We start from the raw sequence: 24,333 nt of genomic DNA, 5'->3' as shown, positions 1-24,333 counted from the left end.
CCCTAGTACAAACGCGCCGCGTTGTCATGAAACAGGGCGTCCCTTTGCGGGGCGCCCATTTGCATGTGCTCCAGCGTTTCATCCAGCAGGTTGCGCCAGTACGCCGGGCTGGCAAGGGCGGTCGCAACCGGCCAGTTGCTGGCATAGATCAGGCGCTGGGGACCAAAGAGGTCAACCATCGCCTTGACGTGGGCCCGCGCCATCGCGGTATCGGCATCGCTATTGGCCGACAGGGGCAGGCCGGACAGTTTGACGTGGATATTCGGCAGAGCAGCGAGCCGTGCCATCGCCTGCCGCCAACCGTCGAAACCCTGCGTGCTGCCGTCGGGCAGGCCGAAATGGGCCAGAACAACGGGCATGCCGGGAAAGGCCCGTGCCAGATCCGCGACGGCGCCGAACAACGGTTGCGGTGCAAGGATCTCGACCAGGTGGCCACCGGATTGCAGGCCCGCACAGACAGTGCCTGCGCCATCGCTGCGCAGATAGCCTTCGGGGTCACTGTCCAGCATCGGCGTAAACCGCACGCCGCGAAATCCGGGATCGCCGGACTGCCGGGATAGTTGGGCCGCGCAGCCGGGGTCGCGTAGGTCGACCCAGCCGATCACCGAACGGAAAACCCTCTGAGTGCGGCAGAGCTCGAGGCAGTAAAGCGCATGTTCGACCGTGGCGGGGCCGTGTACCAGCACCGCGCTTGCCGCGTTGGTTGCGGCCAGCACTGGAACCAGGTCCTCGGGCAGAAAGGCCTTGCCGGTGAGAGCCGGGAACTGCCTTTCGGCGATGAAGGTCTCGCCCCGCGTGCGGTTCCAGATGTGCACATGGGCGTCGATTGCGGTCCGGGTCATGCTGTGGCCTTCGGGTTGCGGATGTTCAGGGTTTCCAGCGCAGTCCAGAGCGTGTGGGGCACGGGCGCGGAAAGATCGGCAAGGTTCGAGCGCAACCCCTCGGGGTGGATCAGGCCCAGCACCAGCCGCGTGACCGCCGGATGGGCGGCGGCATAGTGCAACGCTGCGCGTTTCAACGGCACGCCTTCGGCATGGCAGACGCTCTGGATGGCGCGGACCCGGTCCCGCAACGCCGCGTCTGGCGGTTGGTAGTCAAAACGGGTTTCATCGACATCCGGCCCGGTGGCAAGGATGCCTGAATTGAATGGCGCGGCCAGTTCCACCTGCACCCCGCGCGCCAGGCAGAGCGGAAACAGATCGTCGTCGGCGCTTTGATCCAGCAGGGTAAAGCGCCCCGCCACCATCAGAACATCCAGATCTGTTTCGCGCAGCAGGGCGTGGTGGGTGGCGGCGACATTGCTGCCACACCCCAGCGCCCCGATCACCCCCTGCGCCTTCAGTTCGGCCAAGGCGGGCAGCGCGCCGCTCAGCGCCTCTGGCAGGTGCTTATCGCAATCGTGTACAAAAACGATGTCGAGCCGATCCGTGCCCAACAGTTTCAGGCTTTGTTCAACGGACCGCAGGGTGCTCTCGCGCGAATAGTCGTGCCAGTCGCCGGGGTTGTCCTTTGGGTTCACCACCTTGACGGCATAGTCACGATAGCGCCCAACCTTGGTGGACAGAACATAAGAGTCGCGGGGGCGTCCTTGCAGAAGCTGACCCAGCCGCTCTTCGGACTGGCGACCGCCGTATAATGGCGCGGTATCGAAACGGCGCAGGCCAAGGTCCCATGCCGCGTCGAACATCTGCCGGGCCTGAGCGTCAGGGATCGGGTCGGCGTTTGATGACCCCAAGAGGGCAAAGCCCAAACCAACGGGTTTGACAGGGGTCATCGGATGCGCTGCCCGGTTTCGGCGTCGAAGAAATAGGCATGGGCCATGTCAAAGGCCAGCGTCTGTACCGTGCCTTCGGCCAGATCCACGCGCCCGCCGGTCTTGCCGATCAATTCATGCGCGCCGGCGCGGAAATGCACCAGTTTCTCTGTTCCCAATTGTTCGATCAGGTCGACGGGCAGGCGGGCCGGGACGCCATGGGGCAGGTCGGTGGCAGGGCGCACGTCATCCGGGCGGATGCCGAAGGTGACGCGGTCGCCGGCGCGCAGGCCGTCGGGTGTGGCGCAGATTAGATCGGCGTCACCCAGCCTGAGCCCCGTGGGTGTGACCGTGCAATCGACAAGGTTCATCGGCGGGCTGCCCATGAACCCGGCCACAAAGACGGTTTCGGGATCGTGGAACACGGAATCCGGTGTGCCCTGCTGTTCGATCCGCCCGTCGCGCATGATCACGATACGGTCGGCCAGTGTCATCGCCTCGACCTGATCGTGGGTCACGTAGATGATGGTGTTTTCCAGCCGCTGATGCAGGCGCTTGATTTCCGCGCGCATCTGTCCACGCAGCTTGGCGTCAAGGTTCGACAGCGGTTCGTCGAACAGGAAAACTTCTGGGTCGCGTACGATGGCGCGGCCCATGGCGACGCGCTGACGCTGACCGCCGGACAGGGCGGCAGGCTTGCGGTCCAATAGCGGCGTCAGTTCAAGGATCTCGGCCACTTCGTTCACGCGGCGGTCGATTTCGGCCCGGGGCATCCGGGACAATTGCAGCGAAAAGGCCATGTTTCCCCGGACCGTTTTGGCCGGGTAAAGGGCATAGTTCTGGAACACCATGGCGATGCCACGTTCCTTGGGGCGCAGGCCGTTCACCACGCGGTCGCCGATGGCGATTTCGCCACCGCTGATGGTTTCCAGTCCCGCGACCATGCGCAGGGTCGTGGATTTGCCACATCCCGAGGGGCCGACAAGGACGCAGAACTCTCCGGGTGCGATGGATATGTCGATGCCGTGCAGCGCCTTGTGGTTGCCGTACATCTTGACGAGGTTGGATATTTCGATGCGGGACATGGGGGACTCCGGGGCGTTACAGGCGCCGCGCTTCGTTGCGCAGGTAAAGCACGGTGAAGGCTGCCGAGATGATGAGGATGGAAACGGCGACGGTGGCCGCCTGGGCAAATTCGAAATCGACGAAGGCAAGGCGGAAGGTCAGCGTCGACAGGACTTCGGTCGCGCGACCGGGGCCGCCGCCAGTGGTCAGCCAGACCAACGGGAACAGCTGGAAGGTCCAGATCAGGTCAAGAAGCGCCACGCCAAAGATCACCGGTTTCAGCTGTGGCAGGGTGACATGCCAGAACTTGTGCCAGAACCCCGCGCCGTCGATGTCGGCGGCCTCGTATAATTCGCGCGGAACGGTTTGCAAGCCGGACAAAAAGCTGACCATGATGAAGGGGTATCCGCGCCAGGTCGAGATCAGCAACAGCGACCACATGGCCAGATCGGGATTGCCCAGCCAGTCCAGCGGCTCGGAGATCAGGCCCGCCCCTTCAAGCAGGTAGTTCACCAGTCCAAAGGGGTTCAGCAGCAACTGCCAGTTCAGTGCTACCACCACGGCGGTAAAGATCCACGGCAGCACCAGCATCGACCGAAAAAAGGTGCGCGCGCGGGGGTGGATATCGGCATTGACCAGCAAGGCCAGCCCGATGCCGACGATCATGTGGCCCGCAACCGACCCCACGGTGAACAGCAGCGTGTTCCATCCGGCGGTCCAATAGCCGGGATCGCCAAGGATCTCGCGGTAGTTCTGAAGCCCCACGAAGGTTGGATTTCGCTCGACGATCACATTGTCATAAAGCGAGTATTCCACAACTTTGTAGAGCGGCACGGAAAGCAGCGCGCCGAGGATCACCAGCCCCGGAAGAAGGAACAGGTAGGGCGTGCCGGAAGCGGCCAGCAGGCGGAACGGTCTGGTCACGACGTCATCCTTGTCTGAAAGGGTGGAGAGGGCGCCGCGGCGCCCGCTCCGGGCAGGGTCACTTGAGAAGGTCCATCCAGCGTGCCTGGACGGCGGCGGCGGCCTCTTCGGGTGTCTTGTCGCCCCGCAACATGGCCTGGATTTCCTCGGTCATCAGGGACCAGCTGGCCACGGCCTTGGGCGACTGGCGCATTTCCTCGACAGGGCTGTCGCCGGCGAGGATGTCCATCTGTTTGACAAGTGTCGCATCGGCGCCTTTGCGCACTGCGTCCAGCGCCGCAAGGTTACCGGGCAGCGCGTTCGATGCCTTTGCCACGCGGGCGTTCACCTCGGGCGAGAGCAGATAGTTCACAAAGGTCCATGCGGCATCCTTGTTGCGGCTGTCCGCAGAGATGCCCAATTCCCAACCGTGGACCCGATAGGCGTTTGTCCCGTTCGAAGGCACCCGCACAAGGGTATAGTCGATGTCCGGATTGCGGCCCGTGATTGCGCTGGAATGCACGCCCGGAGAGATCAGGAAACCGGTGCGCCCGGCGATGAATTCCTCCAGATCGACACCGCCGGTGCGCGAAGCCGCGCCGGGGGCAATGGCACCTGCCTCATTCAGCGTCTTGATGAATTCCATGGTCTCGACAACCTTGGCGTTGTCGAAGTTCGGCGTGGTGCCGTCCATGATCCGGCCGCCGTTGGCATAAAGCAGGGGCAGGAAAGTCAGGATCGGCCCGTTCGACGGCGGCTGAGAACTGAACGGCATCCCCAGCCCGGAGATCCCGTTTTCCAGCGCAGAAATGGCCGCGGCCTGTTCCGACAGCTCTTCCCAAGTGGCGGGCGGCGCGTCAAAGCCGGCCTGTTTCACCAATCCCATGTTGACGTGCATCACAAAAGGAAAGGCGTTCAGCGGCACCATCCACGTCTTGCCGTTGATCTTGCCAATCGGGGCTTCGACCAGATCGGTGGTCGCAAAGCTGTTGTCTTCGCGGGCAAGATAATCGTCCAGCGGTTCAAGGATGCCGATGTCGAGGAACTCGGTGGTCCATGGCATGTTCAGGCCCAGAACGTCCGAGCCGACGCCGATGGCAGTATCGGTCACGATGCTTTCGCGGACCTTGCCAAAGGGCTGGGTGACCAGCTTGACGGTAATGTCGGGGTGCTTGGCTTCGAAATCCTCGATCAACCCGTCGTAGAAACCGCTGGGGTCCTCGGCGGCGAACCATTGCAGCCATTCGATCTCGGCGGCGGGCAGACTGGCGGGCAGCAGCGTGGCCAGCGACGTGGCGGCGGCCAGTGCCCATTTGGGCAGGTGTCTTTTCATTGTCTTTCTCCTCCTCTGGGGAATAGCGGGGCCTCCCGCCCCGTTTGGCGGGCGGATCAGCCCTTGACGCCCCCGGCGGCGAGGCCGCTGACGACAAACCTTTGGACAAGCATGAACAGGATCAGCACCGGCAGGGATCCGATCACCGAAAAGGCCATCATCTCGTCCCATTTCAGGCCGAACTCGCCCACCATCATCGAAATTCCTACGGGCACAGTGCGCATGTCCATAGACCGCGTCAGCGCGAGCGCGAACAGGAACTCATTCCAGGCCAGCAGGAAGGTATAGACCGCGGTCGAAATGATGCCGGGCAGCGCCACGGGCAGCAGCACGCGAACCAGCACGCCCAGCGGGGTGCACCCGTCGATGGTGGCGGCCTCGTCGAAATCCTTGGGGATTGTGTCGAGATAGCCGTTCATCATGATGATGGAATAGGGCAGGGCAAAGGTCAGGTAGGTCAGCACCAGACCCCAGAGCGTGTTATAGAGCCCCAAAAAGACGATCACGCCGAAATAGGGAATCAACAGGGTGATCGTCGGCACCATCTGGGTGGTGATGACAAACAGCTTGGCCACCCGGTCACCGAAGAACCGGTAGCGGCTGAAGCCAAAGGCCGCCAGCGTGCCGATGATCAGCGACAGGAAGGTAACGGCCAGCCCGACCACGTAACTGTTGATCAGGAAGGTGCGGAATTTCGGATCGGTCAGCACCTTGGCATAGCCGCCCCAGTGGAATTCCTCTGGCAACAGGCGCGGCGGAAGCGAGAATGTCTCGGTCGTCGGTTTCAGGGAAACCGAGACCATCCAGAGCACCGGAAAGACCATGACAAAGGTGACAAGGATCAGCGCGGCATAGATCGAGGCCTGTCGCCAGCGGCGCTGGCGTTCCTCGTTGACCGTGTTGCGTGGGAGGGCGGTGTCAGCCATCACATCACCTTTAGCGTGGCGTTGTCGATGAAATCCCAATCCAGCGCGATGCCCAGCCCCGGCGCTTGCGGCAGGTGGGCGTGGCCGTCGCGGATGTCGATGGGATCTTTCAGCCCGATGGCGAACAGGTGCTCCGGCACCAGCACTTCGAAGAACTCGTTGTTGCGGATGGCCGCGGCGCAATGCAGGTTCACCAACTCCAGCGGGTGATAGATCGCGGTATGGATTTCACAGTTCATGCCGTGGGCTTCGGCCAGATGCGCGGTTTTCATCAAGCCAGTGATCCCGCCGGACCAGGACGCATCGCCGCGCACGATGTCGATGCAGCGGCTGGCGATCAGCTCGGCCACACCGGCGGGGTGGTTCTCCGCCGTCTCGCCGCCGACGATCGGGATTTTGAGCGTGTCGCGCAGCGAGCGCAGAGAGCCGTGGCATTCATCGAACATCGGCTCTTCGAGCCAGTAGTAGTTCAGCTCTTCCAGCATCCGGCCAAAGTGGATGTTCTGTTGGAAGTTGAAGTTGTTGACCGGGTCGCTCATCAGGCGGAAATCCGGGCCGACGGCTTCGCGGCAGGCGCGGTGCGCCTCGAACGCGATGTCCAGATCGGCGGGGGGGTGCAGTTTGTAGGCGGCCCAACCGCGCGCCTTTAGGTCGCGCGCCTCTTCGGCATAGGCCTCTGCCGTGGGCAGGGTCAGGGACGAGCCATAGATCGGGATGCTGTCGCGCACTGCGCCAAGGTGTTTGTACAGTGGCAGGCCGGCGGCGGTGGCCTGCACAATGTGGCAGGCGATGTCATAGGGCGCATAGGCGTAGCCGGGGGTAAAGTTCCATGCCCGGTTAAAGCGGCGGTAATCGTGCCAGTGGCGTTCGCGGTAATCCGGGTCGCGGCCGAGGAAGAAAGGCCGCAAGAGTTCCGCCGAAACCGCCCCCATGGCCAACGCGCTGCGCCCGGCAAAGCCGAAGGTTTCCACGCTCAGCCCCTCATCGGTGTCGAACCGCATGGCGAGGAATTCAAAATCGATCGGTTTGCCGTCTTTCAGCTTGTAGGCCTGTTCCGGCTCATGGCGGCAGGCGCGGATCTCGATATTCGTGAACTTCATGTCTGCTCCTTCAGCCGGCGGTGTAGGCGGCGTGTTCGGTCGTGTAGAAATCAAGGGTGGAGGGGCCGACAGATCCGGTGCCCAGCCCGCTGTCGCGGATGCCGACAAAAGGCATGTTGTCGTCCGGCGCGGTGCCATGGTTGACGTGAATCATGCCGGTTTGCAGTTCGCGCAGGGCGCGATTGGCAAAGTCGAGCCGGTCGGTGAAGATCGCGCTGGTCAGCCCGTACCGAGTGGCATTGGCCAGCGACAATGCCTCGTCATCAGTGTGATAGCGCGACAGGGTCAGCACCGGGCCAAAGATCTCTTCCCGGTTTGCGGGGTTGCGCGGGTCGTTGCTGGCCAAAAGGGACGGCGCAAAGAAAAGCCCGTCGGGTGCCGCCTCTGGTGACAGTCGGTGGCCGCCTGTCAGGACCTCGGCACCATCCAGTTCGGCGGCGCGGACAAGGTGGATGATCCGGTCCAGCTGGGCCTGTGTCGTGATCGGGCCAAGCGTTGTGCCTTCGGCGCGGCCCGGCCCCGGGGTCAGGCTGTTCAACCGTTCGGCAAGACCTTTGCAGGCCGGTTCAAAAATCGCGTCATGCAGGATCACGCGGCTGATCGCGGTGCATCTTTGGCCCGCGCATTGCATCGCTGCGCCGGTGATCGCGTCCAATGCCGCATCCAGATCGGCCACGTCATCTACGATTGCGGCGTTCTTGCCCCCCAGTTCCATCGAAACGGGGACAAGGTTTTCCCCTGCAACCGCGCCGATCTTGCGCCCCGTCGCAACAGAGCCGGTAAAGGAAATCGCGTCGATGTTGCGACTGGCGGTTAGCGTGGCCGCCACATCACCCGCACCGTTCACAAGGGTGAGCGTGTTCTCGGGCAGTATGCCTTCGGCGGCCCGGACGATCCGCATGGCGGCGGCGGGTGTATATTCGGATGGTTTCAGGATCACCGCGTTGCCAGTTGCCAACGCGGGCACCAGCTTGCGCAGCGGTGTCAGCACCGGGAAGTTCCACGGGGTGATGGCAAGGACCACGCCGCGCGGACGCCGCAGGATGGTGTTGGTCCAGCCGGGTGTGCGCCCCGGCAGAGTCTGGCCGCCATGCTGACGGGCGAAACCCAGCATCTGCCGCGCCTCGCGCAGCGATTTGCCGATCTCGGCACGGGACTCCGCCAGCGGTTTGCCTTGTTCGTCGGTCATTTCCCCGGCCAACTGCTCGGCATCCGCCTCGATCCGCAGCAGCCAACTGGCCAGCAGGTCGCAACGCTGGTTTACGGTCAGGGCGGACCACGCGGCAAAGCCTTGCCGCGCAAGATCAAGGACGCGCTGCGCATCGGCCGTCGTAGCGGTGGCATAGCGGGCCATCGTGCGTTTGCGGTCGGCCGGGTCTGTCAGCTCGATAGTGGATGCTCCGCTCCAGTCCTGCGGCGCGGGAAGTGTCGGCGGGCAGCTTTGTGGCATGGTGTCCAAGGTCATTGGCCGCGCGCCTCGTGCGAGGCGACGATGCCGCTGGCCCCGGCGCGCAACAGGCTTTGGTCCGATCCCGCGGGGACGACCTGCGCCCCCGAGGCAAACAGCCCGTCGACGTCCAGTCCCGGCAAGGGCACAGGCAGAGCGCCAAAGATCTTGCCCGCCTCAAGCGTCCTTGCCCGCACCTCGTCAAAGACTTGCCGGAAGGCGGGGGTTTCGAACTGGCGGAACATCCCCATCGAGGCGCTAAGATCATTCGGGCCGACAAAGATGCCGTCCAGCCGGGGCAGGGCGAGGATCTCGGTCAGGTTCGAAACGGACTCGGGCGATTCCACCTGAACCAGTACGGTCAAAGCGTCATTTGCGGCCTCGTAGTAGATGTCGGGCGCATAGCCCCAGTCGGCGGCGGCAATGGCCCCAACCGCTACGCCGCGCCGGCCCTCGGTTGGAAAAAGCGCAGCGTCCAGGATGGCGCTTGCCTGTTCCGGGCGGTCCACCTGCGGCACCAGCAAGGCGTTTGCGCCGATGTCGAGCGCGCGCTTGACGCTGCCCGCGTCGTGATCGGGCAGACGCACCATCACTGCCGTTTCGAAGGCAGCGAGGGCCTGCACCTGGGCGGCCAGACCTTCCAGTCCGCCACGCCCGTGTTCCAGGTCGACCAGCAGGTAGTCAAGACCGGCGCGGGCCATCAGGCAGGCGACTTCGGGTGATCCCAGCGTCGACCACGCGCCGCTGACCGTCTGACCGGACTTCAGTTTTCGCCGAAAGGCGAGGCCTTTCTCAAGCGTGGGCGTTGATGGCATCACATGTCCTTCCTGTCTGTCCTTGGCCGTGCGCGAAGCGAGCGGAGATTGTGCACATGCACATGCGTTCCGGCCGCGACGGCCTGCGTTGTCTTGCCGATGGCGATGCCGTTGCGGCGCACGATGGTTCCGGCGGGCAGGTCGCGCAGGGCAAGTTTGTGAAACTGCGGGATTTCCTGCGCCGCGGTCAGGGCCAAACGCTCGGGCAGCACGGTTACCGTGTCGCCCGCCGCCACATGATCCAGCACATTGGCCACGTCATCGCCGGGTCGCAGGCAGAGGGCCTCTGTCATAGCGCCTCTCCGAACCGGCTGATGACCTCGTTGCCTTCGCCCGTCACCTCGCCCCACGTCATTGCACCGTTGAAGGTGGCCAGAACCTCGGCCCATAGCGCCTTGGCCATGATGTCAGGGTCGGCTCCGGTCATCAGCGGCGAGGCGTCAAAGTCGATCTGGGTGTCAAGAGCGGCAACGGTCCGGGCGTTTGCCGAAATCTTGATCGTAGGGCACAGGGCGCTGACATAGCTGTTGCCGCTGCCGGTCGAGAACAGGGCGAGCTGGGCCCCGGCGGCTATCAGTCCGGTCAGCGATTCCGGCGTATAGCTGGGCGCGTCCATGACCCACAGGCCGGGGTGGCTGGGCGGTTCGGCATAGGCCAAGACACCTTCGACCGGGTGACTCCCGGACTTGGCCACCGACCCCGAGGCCTTTTCCTCGATCGTGGTCAGGCCTTCCTCGATGTTGCGCCGATTGGGATTGATGCCTGCAAGGTCGATGCCGTTGGCCACCGCAAGGGATTCGCGCCGGGTTACGGCCTTGGTGATGCGGGCTGCAATCGCGGGGGTCCGGGCGCGCGCCGCCAACTGGGTTTCGACCCCCAGCCATTCCAGCGTTTCGCCCATGATGACGGTGCCACCGGCGTCGACAACGCGGTTGGCGATCCGCCCGATCAAGGGGTTTGCCGCGATGCCCGATGTCGGGTCCGACAGGCCGCATTCGACAGCAAGAACAATGTCGGCGGGATCCATGGGCTGGCGGCATTGGCGCGAGGCCTCTCGCATCAGGCGCGCACCGGTGGCGATCCCCTCTGCGGTCAACCGCAGGGCGTCATGGGCCACGCTGTCCAGCGCCAGACCGGCGCAAAGGGTGGTGCCCTCGACCCGGTCTTGCACCTCTTCAAGGCGCGACCGGTCCGCGCTGATCAGGAGGACGGCGCCGGTGTTCGGGTGGTTTGCCAGTCCGGTCAGTGCCCTGCGGGTGGCTTCTGCATCGGGTCCCAGAACACCCATGCCATAGGGAAAAGAGGCCAGCACCGCGCCGGGCAGCGCAGTGGCGATACGGCGCGTGGCCTGTTCCGTCAGCCCGGTCAGGTTCAGCACCAGCAGATTGCTACGGCTGCCCGGGCGGCGGCCCTGTCGGTGATGGCCCTGCAAAGACGGTGCCTGGATGGATGCGGCGGGGTGGCTCATGGGTGGTTCGGTGCAGTCTGTTGTTCTGAGGGTTCAACTGAGCGCTCAGTTAAGCGCTGAACTGAGGCTTTTCATATTCGACGCTTTCCGTCAATATGGTTTGGCAAGAGTTTCCCGGTCGCCGTCCCCGTGCGGCGCAGCATCTGGACATGGACATGAGCGAGAACGCGAACCCCGAAAGCCCGGTGAGCCAACCGGAAATCCCCGAAGACGAAAGTTCGGGCAGCCTGCGTCGGGAGGCATATGAGCAGATCATCGCTGCACTGATGACGCGCCAGATCCGGACCGGTCGCCTTGTCAGTCAGCGCGAGATTGCACGCACCACCGGATGCAGTCTGTCATCGATTCGCGAGGCGCTTAAATGGCTGGAGGCTGAAAACATCGTCCGCCTGATTCCCAAGCGCGGCGTTGAATTTCACGAGGTCACACGCAAGGAAGTGGCCGAGTCCTATGAACTGCGGATGATGATCGAACTGAAGGCAATCGAGGCATTTGCCCTTCAGGTGGATCCGGCGCGGATCGAGGCGTTTCGGCAGGAAACCCGGGCGCTGATCGACGAACAGAAGGGGCGGACGGTCGGCCCCGATCATACGGTGCGGCGGATCGAAACCGATCATGCCCTGCACCGCGAGATCGTCGCCGCGCTGGGAAATGACCTGATCGCCGAGATGCATCGCCGCAATGAGACGATCATGCTGTTGGCGCGGCTGAGCTTGCCGCCAGCTCTTTTGGAAACGGGCCCCGCGCTGGAAGAACACATGGCGATTCTCGACTGTCTTGCGACAGGCGATTCCGCCGGTGCCGCCTCGGCGCTGGAAAGCCATCTGGCCAGCGCGCGCGACCGGGCCTTGCAGGCGCTGGTGGTCTGATCCCATGGCCTGAATTGGCGCGCTGACAGGCAGAGTTTGTCCGCGGCACTGGTTGCCTGTCTCGCCGGGTTGGGCCAGGGCGGGGTGCTGGCGCTCCCCGTCCGATTCCCCGAACAAGACGTGAATCCGACATGGCTGTGGCTAGTGTCGGAAAGTGCCGCTCAAGGGCGCTGGTTTCACGTGGGAAATCCCTGTGACGATCCGACACAAAAAAATGACCAATGTCGGAATGCGACATTGGAACGGCGTTGCCGGACAAGGCTCCGTAAGGGACCGTCCCCATGGTCCGCCCCAGTGAGTTTCCCAAATTTGGTGTTGACCATGGGTGAAATTAATTGATTATTGGGAAACAGAGAAGCGCGGACAGTACAAGGATCTATAGACATGTCGCTGGATGACGTCGGTATCTGGAAGTCTGGCCGAGGCAAGGGCCGCCGCACTCCGAAAGGCCGCCAATACGACGACGAGGCGCTGGCCGAGGTTCGTGCGCTGTTGGGGGATCAGCCCCGTCGCCGCGATCTGCTGATCGAACATCTGCACCAGATTCAGGATGCCCACGGCCACCTTTCTGCGGCACACTTGCGGGCGCTGGCCGAAGAAATGCGCCTGTCGATGGCCGAGGTCTATGAGGTCGCCACTTTTTACGCGCATTTCGACGTGGTGAAAGAGGGTGAAACCCCGCCGCCCGCGCTGACCATCAGGGTCTGCGATTCGCTGTCGTGCGAGCTGGCCGGCGCGGAACAGCTGAAAAAAGCGCTGGAGGACGGGCTGGACCCGGCAGAGGTTCGTGTGCTGCGCGCACCCTGCATGGGCCGCTGCGACACGGCGCCGGTTCTGGAGCTGGGACATAACCACATCGACCACGCTACGCCGGAGAAGGTTCAGGCGGCGATCGCTGCCGGTGACACCCACGCGCATGTGCCGGACTACGAACATTTCGCATCCTACCGCCACGCGGGCGGTTACGAGACGCTGGAATCGCTGCGCAAGGGCAGCAAATCCGTCGATGACGTGCAGGACATGATCCTGGAGGCCGGTCTGCGCGGTCTTGGCGGTGCCGGGTTCCCATCGGGCCGCAAGTGGAGCTTTGTCCGCGCCGCGCAGGGCCCGCGGTATCTTGCCGTGAACGGCGACGAGGGCGAGCCAGGCACCTTCAAGGACCGCTACTACCTTGAGCGCACACCGCATCTGTTTCTCGAGGGGATGTTGATCGCGGCTTGGGCGGTCGAGGCGGAAAAGTGCTTTATCTATATGCGCGACGAATATCCCGCGGTGCTGGAGATCCTGCGCCACGAGATCGCCGCGCTGGAGAATGCCGGGCTGGTCGAGAAGGGATATATCGATCTGCGTCGCGGAGCAGGGGCCTATATCTGCGGCGAAGAAAGCGCGATGATCGAATCCATCGAGGGCAAGCGCGGCATCCCGCGGCATCGCCCTCCTTATGTGGCGCAGGTGGGGATCTTTGATCGCCCGACGCTGGTCCACAACGTCGAGACGCTGAAATGGGTGGCGCGCATCCTGCGCGAAGGCCCCGAGGTCTTGAACGCGGTCGAAAAGAACGGGCGCAAGGGGCTGCGGTCCTTTTCGATCTCGGGCCGGGTCAAGAACCCGGGCGTGCACCTGCTGCCCGCCGGGTCGACCATCACCGATCTGATCGAGGCCGCCGGGGGCATGTTGGACGGTCACACGTTCAAGGCCTACCAGCCGGGCGGTCCTTCGGCCGGTCTGCTCCCCGCCTCGCTGAATGACGTCCCGATGGATTTCGACGAGTTGCAGGCGCATGGCACCTTTATCGGTTCTGCCGCCGTGGTGATCCTGTCCGACAAGGACAGCGCCCGCGACGCCGCGCTGAATATGCTGCGGTTTTTCGAAGACGAAAGCTGTGGTCAGTGTACGCCCTGCCGTGCGGGCTGTGAGAAAGCGGTCAAGCTGATGCAGGCGGATCGCTGGGACACAGGTCTGTTGGAAGAACTGAGTCAGACCATGGTCGATGCTTCGATCTGCGGTCTGGGGCAGGCCGCGCCGAACCCGATCCGCCTGACTATCAAACATTTCCCGGAGGAGATCTGAGCCATGAGCGAGACAATCACCTTCAACCTGAATGGCCAGGATGTCACCGCCGAAAAAGGCATGACCATCTGGGAAGTTGCAAACGGTCGCGGGCTGAAGATCCCGCACCTGTGTCACAAGCCGGCCCCGGGCTATCGCCCGGACGGCAACTGCCGCGCCTGCATGGTGGAAATCGAGGGCGAGCGCACGCTTGCGGCCTCGTGTATCCGTGAACCTTCGGAAGGGATGGTGGTCAAGACCGCCACGGCGCGCGCCGAAAACGCCCGCAAGATGGTCATGGAACTGCTTGTCGCGGATCAGCCCAAGCGGGAAGAGTCGCATGACAAATCCTCGCACCTCTGGGACATGGCCGAGGAAAACGGCATCGACACCAGCCGTTTCCCCAAGCTGGAAGAGGGCCGCATTCCTCTGCTTGATGACAGCCACGTGGCAATGAGCGTCAACCTTGATGCCTGTATCCAGTGCGGCCTGTGTGTGCGGGCCTGCCGCGAAGTGCAGGTGAACGACGTCATCGGCATGTCGGGGCGGGGGCATGACGCCTACCCGACCTTCGATTTTGCCGACCCGATGGGCGCGTCGACCTGCGTTGCCTGTGGTGAATGTGTTCAGGCCTGCCCGACCGGCGCGCTGATGCCGTCGACCGTGGTGGATGAGAACCAGCAGGGTGACAGCAAGGATTTCGATAGCGAAACCGAAAGCGTCTGCCCTTTCTGCGGCGTCGGCTGCAAGGTCTCGCTCAAGGTCAAGGACGGCAAGGTCAAATATGTCGAGGGCATCAACGGCCCGGCGAACGAAGGACGTCTTTGCGTCAAGGGCCGCTTCGGTTTTGACTATATTCATCACCCGCATCGCCTGACCAAACCGCTGATCCGCCGCGAGGATGCGCCGGCCAAAGGGCTAAACGTCGACCCGGGCAACCTGATGACCCATTTCCGCGAAGCATCGTGGGAAGAGGCGATGCAGGCGGCGGCCGGTGGCCTTGCCAAGCTGCGTCAGGCTCATGGCGGGCAATCGGTCGCGGGTTTCGGCTCGGCCAAATGCACCAACGAAGAAGCATACCTGTTCCAGAAACTGATCCGGCAGGGCTTCAAGCATAACAACGTCGACCACTGCACGCGGCTTTGCCATGCCTCATCGGTTTCGGCGCTGATTGAAAACGTGGGTTCCGGCGCTGTGACCGCCACCTTCAACGAGGTGGAAAACGCCGATGTGGCGATCATCATCGGGGCCAACCCGCTAGAAAACCACCCCGTCGCGGCGACCTACTTCAAACAGTTCGCCAAGCGTGGCGGCAAGCTGATCGTGATGGATCCGCGGGGACAGGGGCTGAAACGCCATGCCTACCAGATGGTCCAGTTCCGTCCGGGCGCGGACGTCAGCCTGTTGAACGCGATCATGCACGTGATCGTCGAAGAAGGCCTGTACGACCAGCAATATATCGAGGCCTTCACCGAAAACTGGGAGGCCGAGAAGGAACATCTCAAGGCCTTTACGCCTGAGGCGATGGAACCGATTTGCGGCATCTCGCCCGAGGTCATCCGCGACGTGGCCCGGACCTTTGCGGGCGCCAAGGCAGGCATGATCTTTTGGGGCATGGGGGTGTCGCAGCATATTCACGGCACCGACAATTCGCGCTGCCTGATCTCGCTGGCGCTGATGACCGGTCATGTGGGTCGTCCCGGCACGGGGTTGCACCCGCTGCGCGGCCAGAACAACGTGCAGGGCGCTTCGGACGCCGGTCTGATCCCGATGTTCGTGCCGGATTACCGCTCGGTCGAGGACGACGCAGTGCGCGAGGACATCTTTGGTGTCTGGGGCCGCGACGAGGACTGGTCCAACAAGAAAGGCCTGACCGTCACCGAAATCGTCGATCAGGTTTATGCCGGCAACATCAAGGGCATGTATATTCAGGGTGAAAACCCGGCCATGTCCGACCCGGACGTGGAACATGCCCGCGATGCCTTTGCCAAACTGGAACATCTTGTGGTTCAGGACATCTTCCTGACCGAAACGGCCTGTTTCGCGGATGTGATCCTGCCGGCCTCGGCGCTGTATGAAAAGAACGGCACCGTCAGCAACACCAACCGGCAGGTGCAGCGGGTGCGCCCCGCCGTGGCCCCTCCGGGTGAGGCGCGCGAGGACTGGGCGATCACGGTGGAACTGGGTCAGCGCCTTGGCCTGCCGTGGGACTATACCGACGTCAGTCAGGTCTTTGACGAGATGAAACTGGTGATGAAGTCGCTGGACAACATCACATGGGACCGACTCAAGACCGAAACAGTCACCTATCCGTCGCTGTCGGAAACCGATCCGGGGCAGGCTGTGGTCTTTGGCGATGGCTTCCCGCGGCCCGAAGGCCGGGCCAAGTTCACCCCGGCCGCGGTGATCCCGCCGGACGAGGCCCCGGACGAAACCTATCCGATGATCATGACCACCGGTCGTCAGTTGGAACATTGGCACACCGGATCGATGACCCGCCGCGCCAGCGTTCTGGACGCGGTTGAACCCGAGGCGAACTGTTCGCTGCACCCCAAAACACTGCGTCGGCTTGGCGTGGCCCCGGGCGAAATGATCCGCCTGACCACCCGGCGGGGCAGCATCGAGATCATGGCCCGCGCTGACCGGGCCGTGTCCGAAGACATGGTGTTCGTGCCCTTCGCCTATGTCGAGGCGGCGGCGAACGTCCTGACAAACCCGGCGATCGACCCCTACGGCAAGATCCCGGAATTCAAATTCTCGGCCGTGCGGGTCGAGGCAATCACCCAAACCGCAGCCGAGTAAGACACGCTCCAACCAACAGGGAACGCAGGAAATGGCCTACAGAACGGATATCGAAATCGCGCGCGACGCGCAGAAGAAGCCGATCCAGGAGATTGGCGACGGGCTGGGCATTCCGGCTGAACACCTGCTGCCTTACGGTCACGACAAGGCGAAGGTGAGCCAGGATTTCATCAACTCGGTGCAGGATCGTCCGAACGGCAAGCTGATCCTCGTCACCGCAATCAACCCGACACCGGCGGGTGAAGGCAAGACCACCACCACCGTGGGTCTGGGCGACGGTCTGAACCACATCGGCAAGAAGGCGATGATCTGCATCCGCGAAGCGTCGCTTGGGCCGAACTTCGGCATGAAGGGTGGCGCGGCCGGGGGCGGTATGGCGCAGGTCGTGCCGATGGAGGAGATGAACCTCCATTTCACCGGTGACTTCCACGCCATCACCTCGGCGCATTCGCTGCTGTCGGCGATGATCGACAACCACATCTACTGGGGCAACGAGCAGGAAATCGACCTGCGCCGCGTCCAGTGGCGCCGCGTCGTCGACATGAACGACCGCGCGCTGCGCAACGTGGTGCTGAGCCTTGGCGGCGTGGCCAACGGTTTCCCGCGCGAAGGTGGTTTCGACATCACCGTGGCCTCGGAAGTCATGGCGATCCTCTGCCTTGCCAAGGACCTGAAGGACCTCGAAAAGCGTCTGGGCGACATGATCGTGGCCTACCGCCGCGACCGCACCCCGGTCTTCTGCCGCGACATCAAGGCCGAAGGCGCGATGACCGTCCTGCTCAAGGACGCGATGCAGCCGAACCTGGTGCAGACGCTGGAAAACAACCCGGCCTTCGTGCACGGCGGTCCCTTCGCCAATATCGCACATGGCTGTAACTCGGTCATCGCCACCACGACGGCGCTGAAACTGGCCGATTACGTTGTGACCGAGGCGGGCTTTGGGGCTGACCTGGGTGCCGAGAAGTTCATGAACATCAAGTGCCGCAAGGCCGGCCTTGCGCCTTCGGCGGTGGTCTGCGTTGCCACCGTGCGCGCGATGAAGATGAACGGCGGCGTGGCCAAGGCGGACCTTGGTGCCGAGAACGTCGACGCGGTCAAGAAGGGCTGCCCGAACCTTGGCCGTCACATCGAGAACCTCAAGTCCTTCGGCGTGCCGGTTGTCGTGGCGATCAACCACTTTGTCACCGACACCGACGCGGAAATCGCGGCCATCAAGGAATATGTCGCCAGCCACGGTGCCGAGGCGGTTCTGAGCCGTCACTGGGAACTGGGCTCGGAAGGCTCGGCCGACCTGGCGCGCAAGGTGGTTGCGGTGGCCGAAGCCGGTCAGGCGAACTTCTCGCCGATCTACCCCGACGAAATGCCGCTGGCGGAAAAGATCCAGACCATTGCCAAGCGCATCTACCGCGCGGACGAAGCGTTGATGGACAAGAAGATCCGCGATCAGCTCAAGCTCTGGGAAGAGCAGGGCTATGGCGATCTGCCGGTCTGCATGGCGAAGACGCAGTACTCGTTCTCGACCGATCCGAACCTGCGCGGCGCGCCGACGGGTCACTCGGTTCCGGTGCGCGAAGTTCGCCTTTCGGCGGGTGCGGGCTTCATCGTCGTGGTCTGCGGCGAGATCATGACCATGCCGGGCCTGCCGCGCGTGCCGTCGGCGGAGAACATCCGCCTGAACGACGCGGGCCAGATCGAAGGTCTGTTCTGACGCTTCGCGTCGGAAAAGACCCGGCGCGCGGTGGCGGGTTTGCTCTGGCAAACCCGCGGTTGCGCAGCGTATCAGGGGGCTCCCCCCTAACGATCCGGGGTGCGCCGGCCCAGCCGGCGCATATCCGGGTCCTTGAACAGAGAAGAAGCGGCATGGCGCGCACCCCTCCCCGGGACATCCAGAGCATGGCGGACCTGCGGGTCTGCATAGACGAGATCGACCGAGAGCTGGTGCAGCTGCTGGCCGAGCGCGAGCGATACACCGACCGCGCGCCGGATCTGAAGGCGCGCGAAGGCATTGCCGCACGGGCACCACGTCGGGTGACGGCGGTTCTGGACAATGTCCGCGCGCGGGCCGAGGCCTGCGGGCTGGACCCGGAGCTGGCCGAGGCGATGTGGACAATCATGATCGAGACGGTCATCGCGCGCGAAGAGCGGGTGATCGGCAAGGAAGGGGTAGACGGATGACGGCAACGGTGATCGACGGCAAGGCCTTTGCGGCCACGGTCCGTGAAAAGGTGGCGGGCCATGTGGCGCGCCTGAAAGAGCAAAACGGCATCACGCCCGGACTGGCCGTGGTGCTGGTGGGCGAAGACCCGGCCAGCCAGGTCTATGTCCGTTCGAAGGGCAAGCAGACCGTCGAGGTCGGCATGAACTCGTACGAGCACAAGCTGGAGGCCGACACCTCGGAGGCCGACCTGCTGGCACTGATCGACAAGCTGAACAACGATCCGGCGGTCCATGGCATCCTGGTGCAGCTGCCGCTGCCCGGTCACCTGGACGAGGATCTGGTGATCAACTCGATCGATCCCGCCAAGGATGTGGACGGGTTCCACATTTCAAACGTGGGGCTTTTGGGCACCGGGCAGAAATCCATGGTGCCCTGCACCCCGCTGGGCTGCCTGATGATGCTGCGCGACCATCACGGCAGCCTGTCCGGCATGGACGCGGTTGTGATCGGTCGCTCCAACATTGTGGGCAAACCGATGGCACAGCTGTTGCTGGGCGATAGCTGCACCGTGACCATCGCGCATTCGCGCACCAAGGATCTGGCCGAAGTGGTACGCCGCGCCGATATCGTCGTGGCCGCCGTGGGCCGCCCGGAAATGGTGCCGGGCGACTGGATCAAACCGGGCGCAACGGTGATCGACGTGGGCATCAACCGCATCGACGCGCCGGAGAAGGGTGAGGGCAAGACCCGCCTCGTGGGCGACGCGCACTACGACAGCTGCGCCGCTGTGGCGGGCGCGATCACGCCGGTCCCCGGCGGCGTCGGCCCGATGACCATCGCCTGCCTGCTCGCCAACACGCTGACCGCATGTTGCCGCGCAAATGGATTGGCGGAGCCCGAGGGGCTGACGGCGTGAAACAGGACCCCCGGTTGCTGCTGGGAAAACCCGTCAAGGACCGCATCTTGTCAGAGGTGCGGTCGCTCACCAATTCCGCCGGGCGGATCGGCAAGCTGGTGTCGATCTCTATTGGCGATGTGCCCGAGGTGGCGGTCTATGTCCGCAATCAGGCACGCGCGGCGGCGGCGGTGGGGCTCCCCTTTGATCAAGAGTTCTGGGGCGGCGAAGTCAGCCAGGATGAGTGCAAGGCGCTGATCCAGGAAATGAACGACGACCCCGAGGTGCTGGGCATCATTCTTCAGCGCCCGGTCCCCAGCCATATCAACGTCCGCTCGCTGCAATCCGCGATCCATCCGCTGAAAGATGTCGAGGGCATGAACCCGGCCTCGATCGGCAATATCGTCTACAATGACGTGGCCATGGCGCCCTGTACGGCGGCAGCGGCGGTGGAACTGATCCGCGAGACCGGACTGGACATGAAGGGCCTTGAGGTCGTCATGGTCGGCCATTCCGAGATCGTCGGCAAACCGGCGGCCATGATGTTGATGGCCGAGGGCGCAACCGTGACGGTCTGTCACCACCTGACGCGTTCGGTCGCCATGCACTCACGCCGGGCGGATGTGATCGTCGTTGCGGTGGGCAAGCCGCATCTGATCGGTGCCGACATGGTCAAGCCGGGTGCGGCGGTGATCGACATCGGCATCAACCAGATCGCCAAGCCCGATGGCTCGACCGAGATTGTCGGCGATGTGGATACCGATGCGGTCAAAGAGGTTGCCGGATGGATCACGCCCGTGCCCGGCGGCGTTGGTCCGGTGACGGTCGCGATCCTGATGCGCAACGCCATGCGCGCCTATGAACGCCAGCAGGCGGCGGGGTGGCGGGCCTAGGTCCGCCACTTGGTTTTTTACAGGGTCAGATACCCGATCCCGGCAAAGGCAACGATGCACCCGGCCCATTGGGCCAATCGCATCTGTTCGTCCAGAAAGACACGGGCCAGCAGGATCGTGAACAGGCCAAAGATCGAGGCTGCAACCGCTGCGAATTCCGGTTGCGCCATCGAGGCCGCGGAAATCACCGACAAAAGCGCAATCCCGTCCAGCACACCCATGGTGAGCAGCGGCAGGATTGCCTTGCGGCCCACGCGAATATCCTTGCGCATCACCAACAGCACCGCGCCAAGCAGCAGCAAGGCCGTCAGGCGCGTGGCAAAGCTGCTTTGCCATTCGCCACCGGTTTCGGCAGCCAGTTGCCCCAGGCGAAAAGTGGTTGCATAGCCCACGGCGGAAATCAGCGAAAACACGACCGTTGGACCGCGCGGGGGAATGTCTCCTTCGGACGGGTCCGAAAGGATGGCGACAACGGCGACTGCGGCGATCACAAGGCCAACGGTGGCCAGTTGATCCGTGGTGATGGGCGATCCGTCCAGCGCGGCAAAGATCAGCGACAGGATCGGAAAGGCCCCGATAATCGGGCTGACCAGCCGCACGGGCCCCCGGTGAAAGGCATAATAAAGACCGACACTGGCGACCAGAAAGGCCACACCGGCGGCCACGGCATACCAAAGCGCGGGGCCGGTGGGCAAAAGCCATTCGCCGCGAACAAGAATCACAACCCCCTGAAATACCAGACCGGAAAACAGGGCCACCAACAGGGCGGCAAGCAGCGCGACAGACCGGCTAAGATAACGCACGGCAATATCATGCAGTCCCCAGCAAACGGCTGCTATCAAACCTAAAAACAATGAATTCACGTGGTGGACCTCCCGTCCTTTTTTGAGATTCTTTTTTGTATTGCTTGCGTGACAAGACCGCGGCGTATATTCTCATCATTAATATTTTTTTCCGTAAAGGCAAACGTCGAGGGGAAATATCTTGCTTGATTCCAGGTATCCGAATGTCGTGCCGGGGCCGCCGCGCCCCAGCGGAATCTTCGAGCCGCGTGTCTTCTCGATGCCTCCGGGAACCGAGCGTTACGTCGTCGAAGGCGCGGGCGCGATCCTTGTCCGGCTGGAGGAAGGCGATCGGCTGGAAGTCGAGAACACCGAGGGCGGACAGCGCTGCGAAATCGTCTGCGCGCGGCCCGATGGCACATTTGATACCGGCCTGATCGGCGCATCGGGGCAGGGGCCTGCCAAGGGATTGCAGGCGCTGTTGACGACGCCGGACCAGTCACTGCGCAGCTTGCGTATGGGGATCGAGGCGCGCGGGCTGGACCTGTCCGGGGCGCAGGCCCTACACCTGTTCGAAGCCAGCACTCCGGCGCGCACGACGGAAAGCTTTACCGCCACCGGCGAAGGCATTGCGATCATCGCGGCCCCCGGCGGCATCATGGATTTCGAGGCGCAGGACACGGCGACCCCGCTGACCGTCTATATCCGCCGGGCCACCATCAAGCGCCTGCCCAAGTTCGAGTTGCCCGACCCTCTGGCCGATCCGGTGGCGGATGTGCGGGTGCATTCCTCGACCGCCGAAGCCTATTTCGTAAAGGCCGGCGACTATATCCAGATCCTTGACGTAGACGGACGCCAATGCACGGATTTCCAGTGCTTTTCGGCCCGCAAGCTGGATAAGGGGATCGAACACGCGCTGGACGTGACCACAACCCGCACGCTGATGGAACATGCCTATCCCATGCCGGGACTGCATGCGAAATACTACGATCAGGACATGCTGCCGCTGGTCGAGGTGATCCAGGACACCTGCGGGCGACACGATGCCTTTGCCCTGGCCTGTTCTGCAAAATACTACGACGACATCGGCTATCCCGGGCACATCAACTGTTCCGACAACTTCAACGGCGCGCTGGCGCCGCATGGAGTGACCGGCCGCAAGGGCTGGATGGCGATCAACTTCTTCTTCAACACCGGGTTGGACGAACATGGGGTCATGTATTCCGACGAACCCTGGTCGCGCCCCGGCGATTACGTGCTGCTGCGCGCGCTGACCGATCTGGTCTGCGTCAGCTCTGCCTGCCCGGACGATACCTCGGCCGCGAATGGCTGGAAACCGACCGACATCCATGTGCGCACCTACAGCGGCAAGGAAACCTTTCAACGCGCAGTTGCGTACCGGCCCACACCTGATGCGGAACCGAAGATGACCAAACAGACAGGCTTTCACGACCGGTTCGACCGGTTCACCGACAACTTCATCGAATACAACGGCTTTTGGCTGGCCAACTGCATGTCCAGCGCCGGCCCGATCGAGGAATACCACGCCTGCCGCGAGAAATGCGTCGTGCTGGACCTGTCCGCCCTGCGCAAGTTCGAGATCACAGGCCCGGATTCCGAGGCGCTGTGCCAATATGCCTTTACCCGCAATATGAAGACCCTGCCGGTGGGCGGCGTCGTCTATACGGCGATGTGCTATCCGCATGGCGGCATGATTGACGACGGCACTGTGTTCCGACTGGGCAAAGATAACTTCCGCTGGATCGGCGGGTCGGACTACGGCGGTGAGTGGCTGCGCGAAAAGGCCGAAGAACTGGGGCTGAAGGTGCTGATCCGGTCTTCGACCGACATGCAGCACAATATTGCCGTTCAGGGCCCGGAAAGCCGCGATCTGCTGAAAAAGATCATCTGGACCGCCCCCCACCAGCCGAATTTCGACGAATTGGCATGGTTCCGTTTTGCGCCCGCGCGCATTGGCGACGATCAGGGAATCCCGGTCGTGGTCAGCCGCACCGGCTATACCGGTGAACTGGGGTACGAGATCTTTTGCCACCCGAAACACGCCGGCGACGTCTTTGACGCGGTATGGGAGGCCGGTCAGGCGCACGGCATCCGCCCCATGGGGCTGGAGGCGCTGGACATGGTGCGGATCGAAGCCGGGCTGATTTTTGCCGGCTATGATTTTTCGGACCAGACGGACCCGTTCGAGGCCGGTGTCGGCTTTACCGTGCCACTAAAGTCCAAACCGGATGATTTCATCGGACGCGAAGCGCTGATCCGCCGCAAGGAAAACCCGATGCGCAAGCTGGTTGGGTTGGACATCGACAGCAACGTCGAGGTCGGCCACGGCGATTGTGTCCATATCGGCCGGGCCCAGATTGGCGAGATCACCTCGTCCATGCGTTCCCCGATCCTCGGCAAGAACATCGCCATGGCGCGGATCGACGTGACCCATTGCGAACCGGGTACGCAGGTGGAAATCGGCAAGCTGGACGGGCATCAGAAACGCCTGCCCGCCACGATCCGGGCGGATCTGGCGGCCTATGATCCCAAGAAGGAAAAACCGCGGTCTTGACCTTGGTCAAGGCGCCCAAGTGCTCCGGTGGATAGCCCGACGCCATGACAAGTGCATTGGAAGACATCGGTGGGGAAACCGCTCTACGAGACCTCGTCGAGCAGTTCTATGACCTTATGGAAACGGATCCGGCGGTGCATGAATTGCACCGTCTGCATTTCCGGGGGCATGGCCTGTCGCACACGCGGCAGGCGCAGTTCGAGTTCCTCAGCGGGTTTCTGGGCGGGCGGGCCTATTATCGGGAACGCAATGGCCACATGAACCTGCGTGAGATCCACGCGCATATCCCGATCCGCACAGCGGATGCCGAACTGTGGTTGCAGACCTTCGACCGCGCGTTGAACGATGTGGGCCTGTCCGGTCCCGCGGTGGACAAGATGCGCGCCACCCTGCAACGGGCGGCGCATATGCTGGTCAACGATGTTCCGGATTGGCGCAAGGGCGAAGAGGCGCAGAGCGGCGGCGTTCTGCGCGACCACGGAGCCTTGCGTCGGGAATAA

21 protein-coding genes are annotated in these 24,333 nt (G+C 63.2%); 9 read left to right on the top strand and 12 right to left on the bottom strand.

Translation table 11 applies throughout. The features are described 5' to 3' along the window. Positions 1-2 precede the first annotated feature (2 nt). Genes KJP30_RS16510 through KJP30_RS16460 form a run of 11 tightly spaced genes read right to left on the bottom strand, consistent with a single transcriptional unit; the run spans position 3 to position 10,810 of the window. Positions 3-842 carry an amidohydrolase family protein gene (locus KJP30_RS16510; RefSeq protein ID WP_218450440.1) on the bottom strand — a complete coding sequence of 280 codons (840 nt, stop codon included), beginning with the start codon at positions 840-842 and terminating at the stop codon, positions 3-5. Further along, positions 839-1,774, bottom strand: coding sequence for an aldo/keto reductase (locus KJP30_RS16505; protein WP_218450439.1), 936 nt, complete (start codon positions 1,772-1,774; stop codon positions 839-841). The genes KJP30_RS16510 and KJP30_RS16505 overlap by 4 nt, the downstream gene beginning before the upstream one ends. Further along, positions 1,771-2,838, bottom strand: coding sequence for an ABC transporter ATP-binding protein (locus KJP30_RS16500; RefSeq protein WP_218450438.1), 1,068 nt, complete (start codon positions 2,836-2,838; stop codon positions 1,771-1,773). The genes KJP30_RS16505 and KJP30_RS16500 overlap by 4 nt, the downstream gene beginning before the upstream one ends. Before the next feature lie 16 nt (positions 2,839-2,854). Continuing rightward, complete coding sequence (locus KJP30_RS16495; RefSeq protein ID WP_218450437.1) at positions 2,855-3,742, bottom strand: carbohydrate ABC transporter permease; 888 nt, start codon at positions 3,740-3,742, stop codon at positions 2,855-2,857. A 58-nt stretch (positions 3,743-3,800) separates the two neighbouring features. Next, the gene (locus KJP30_RS16490) at positions 3,801-5,054 is read right to left on the bottom strand and encodes an ABC transporter substrate-binding protein (protein ID WP_218450436.1); all 1,254 of its coding nucleotides are present in this window, start codon (positions 5,052-5,054) and stop codon (positions 3,801-3,803) included. A gap of 56 nt (positions 5,055-5,110) precedes the next feature. Next, positions 5,111-5,980 (bottom strand): carbohydrate ABC transporter permease, encoded by an 870-nt coding sequence (locus KJP30_RS16485; protein WP_218450435.1) that lies wholly within the window; start codon positions 5,978-5,980, stop codon positions 5,111-5,113. Further along, positions 5,980-7,080 (bottom strand): enolase C-terminal domain-like protein, encoded by a 1,101-nt coding sequence (locus tag KJP30_RS16480; protein ID WP_218450434.1) that lies wholly within the window; start codon positions 7,078-7,080, stop codon positions 5,980-5,982. The genes KJP30_RS16485 and KJP30_RS16480 overlap by 1 nt, the downstream gene beginning before the upstream one ends. Before the next feature lie 10 nt (positions 7,081-7,090). Then, on the bottom strand, positions 7,091-8,545 hold the full coding sequence (locus KJP30_RS16475) for an aldehyde dehydrogenase family protein (RefSeq protein WP_218450433.1): 1,455 nt from the start codon (positions 8,543-8,545) through the stop codon (positions 7,091-7,093). Further along, positions 8,542-9,342 (bottom strand): HpcH/HpaI aldolase family protein, encoded by an 801-nt coding sequence (locus KJP30_RS16470; RefSeq protein ID WP_218450432.1) that lies wholly within the window; start codon positions 9,340-9,342, stop codon positions 8,542-8,544. The genes KJP30_RS16475 and KJP30_RS16470 overlap by 4 nt, the downstream gene beginning before the upstream one ends. Continuing rightward, positions 9,342-9,635 carry a UxaA family hydrolase gene (locus tag KJP30_RS16465; RefSeq protein ID WP_218450431.1) on the bottom strand — a complete coding sequence of 98 codons (294 nt, stop codon included), beginning with the start codon at positions 9,633-9,635 and terminating at the stop codon, positions 9,342-9,344. The genes KJP30_RS16470 and KJP30_RS16465 overlap by 1 nt, the downstream gene beginning before the upstream one ends. After that, entirely contained in the window at positions 9,632-10,810 is a 1,179-nt protein-coding gene (locus KJP30_RS16460) for a UxaA family hydrolase (RefSeq protein WP_218450430.1), read from the bottom strand. Before KJP30_RS16460 ends, KJP30_RS16465 begins: the two co-directional genes overlap by 4 nt. Positions 10,811-10,965: 155 nt before the next feature. Between KJP30_RS16460 and KJP30_RS16455 the strand changes: the two genes are divergently transcribed. From KJP30_RS16455 to KJP30_RS16425, 7 genes are all read left to right on the top strand, one after another. Then, complete coding sequence (locus KJP30_RS16455) at positions 10,966-11,679, top strand: GntR family transcriptional regulator (RefSeq protein WP_218450429.1); 714 nt, start codon at positions 10,966-10,968, stop codon at positions 11,677-11,679. A 384-nt stretch (positions 11,680-12,063) separates the two neighbouring features. Continuing rightward, complete coding sequence (locus KJP30_RS16450) at positions 12,064-13,749, top strand: NAD(P)H-dependent oxidoreductase subunit E (protein ID WP_218450428.1); 1,686 nt, start codon at positions 12,064-12,066, stop codon at positions 13,747-13,749. Positions 13,750-13,752: 3 nt separating this feature from the next. Next, positions 13,753-16,530, top strand: coding sequence for a formate dehydrogenase subunit alpha (gene fdhF / locus KJP30_RS16445; RefSeq protein ID WP_218450427.1), 2,778 nt, complete (start codon positions 13,753-13,755; stop codon positions 16,528-16,530). Between the two features lie 31 nt (positions 16,531-16,561). Beyond that, positions 16,562-18,238: a formate--tetrahydrofolate ligase gene (locus tag KJP30_RS16440; RefSeq protein WP_218450426.1), complete on the top strand. Its 1,677-nt coding sequence runs from the start codon at positions 16,562-16,564 to the stop codon at positions 18,236-18,238. Between the two features lie 152 nt (positions 18,239-18,390). Beyond that, positions 18,391-18,705 (top strand): chorismate mutase, encoded by a 315-nt coding sequence (locus KJP30_RS16435; RefSeq protein WP_218450425.1) that lies wholly within the window; start codon positions 18,391-18,393, stop codon positions 18,703-18,705. After that, positions 18,702-19,604 carry a bifunctional methylenetetrahydrofolate dehydrogenase/methenyltetrahydrofolate cyclohydrolase FolD gene (gene folD, locus KJP30_RS16430; RefSeq protein WP_218450424.1) on the top strand — a complete coding sequence of 301 codons (903 nt, stop codon included), beginning with the start codon at positions 18,702-18,704 and terminating at the stop codon, positions 19,602-19,604. The genes KJP30_RS16435 and folD overlap by 4 nt, the downstream gene beginning before the upstream one ends. Next, positions 19,556-20,476: a bifunctional 5,10-methylenetetrahydrofolate dehydrogenase/5,10-methenyltetrahydrofolate cyclohydrolase gene (locus tag KJP30_RS16425; RefSeq protein ID WP_218450423.1), complete on the top strand. Its 921-nt coding sequence runs from the start codon at positions 19,556-19,558 to the stop codon at positions 20,474-20,476. The genes folD and KJP30_RS16425 overlap by 49 nt, the downstream gene beginning before the upstream one ends. Positions 20,477-20,493: 17 nt before the next feature. Here the strand turns inward: KJP30_RS16425 and KJP30_RS16420 are convergent, their stop codons facing one another. After that, complete coding sequence (locus KJP30_RS16420; protein ID WP_218450422.1) at positions 20,494-21,339, bottom strand: EamA family transporter; 846 nt, start codon at positions 21,337-21,339, stop codon at positions 20,494-20,496. A gap of 121 nt (positions 21,340-21,460) precedes the next feature. On the opposite strand from KJP30_RS16420, the gene KJP30_RS16415 reads away from it, so the two are divergent. Together KJP30_RS16415 and KJP30_RS16410 are read left to right on the top strand one after the other, a co-directional pair. Continuing rightward, a complete protein-coding gene (locus tag KJP30_RS16415; RefSeq protein ID WP_218450421.1) occupies positions 21,461-23,833 on the top strand; it encodes a trimethylamine N-oxide demethylase in 2,373 nt (790 codons plus the stop codon). 44 nt (positions 23,834-23,877) lie between these two features. Next, positions 23,878-24,333, top strand: a complete 456-nt coding sequence (locus tag KJP30_RS16410; RefSeq protein ID WP_218450420.1) for a group II truncated hemoglobin — start codon at positions 23,878-23,880, stop codon at positions 24,331-24,333.

The sequence above is a fragment of the Antarctobacter sediminis genome (genome assembly GCF_019218285.1).
In the GTDB taxonomy this organism is placed as follows: domain Bacteria; phylum Pseudomonadota; class Alphaproteobacteria; order Rhodobacterales; family Rhodobacteraceae; genus Antarctobacter; species Antarctobacter sediminis.
Note: the sequence above shows the minus strand (reverse complement) of the source record. Positions and strands in the feature narration are given on the sequence as shown.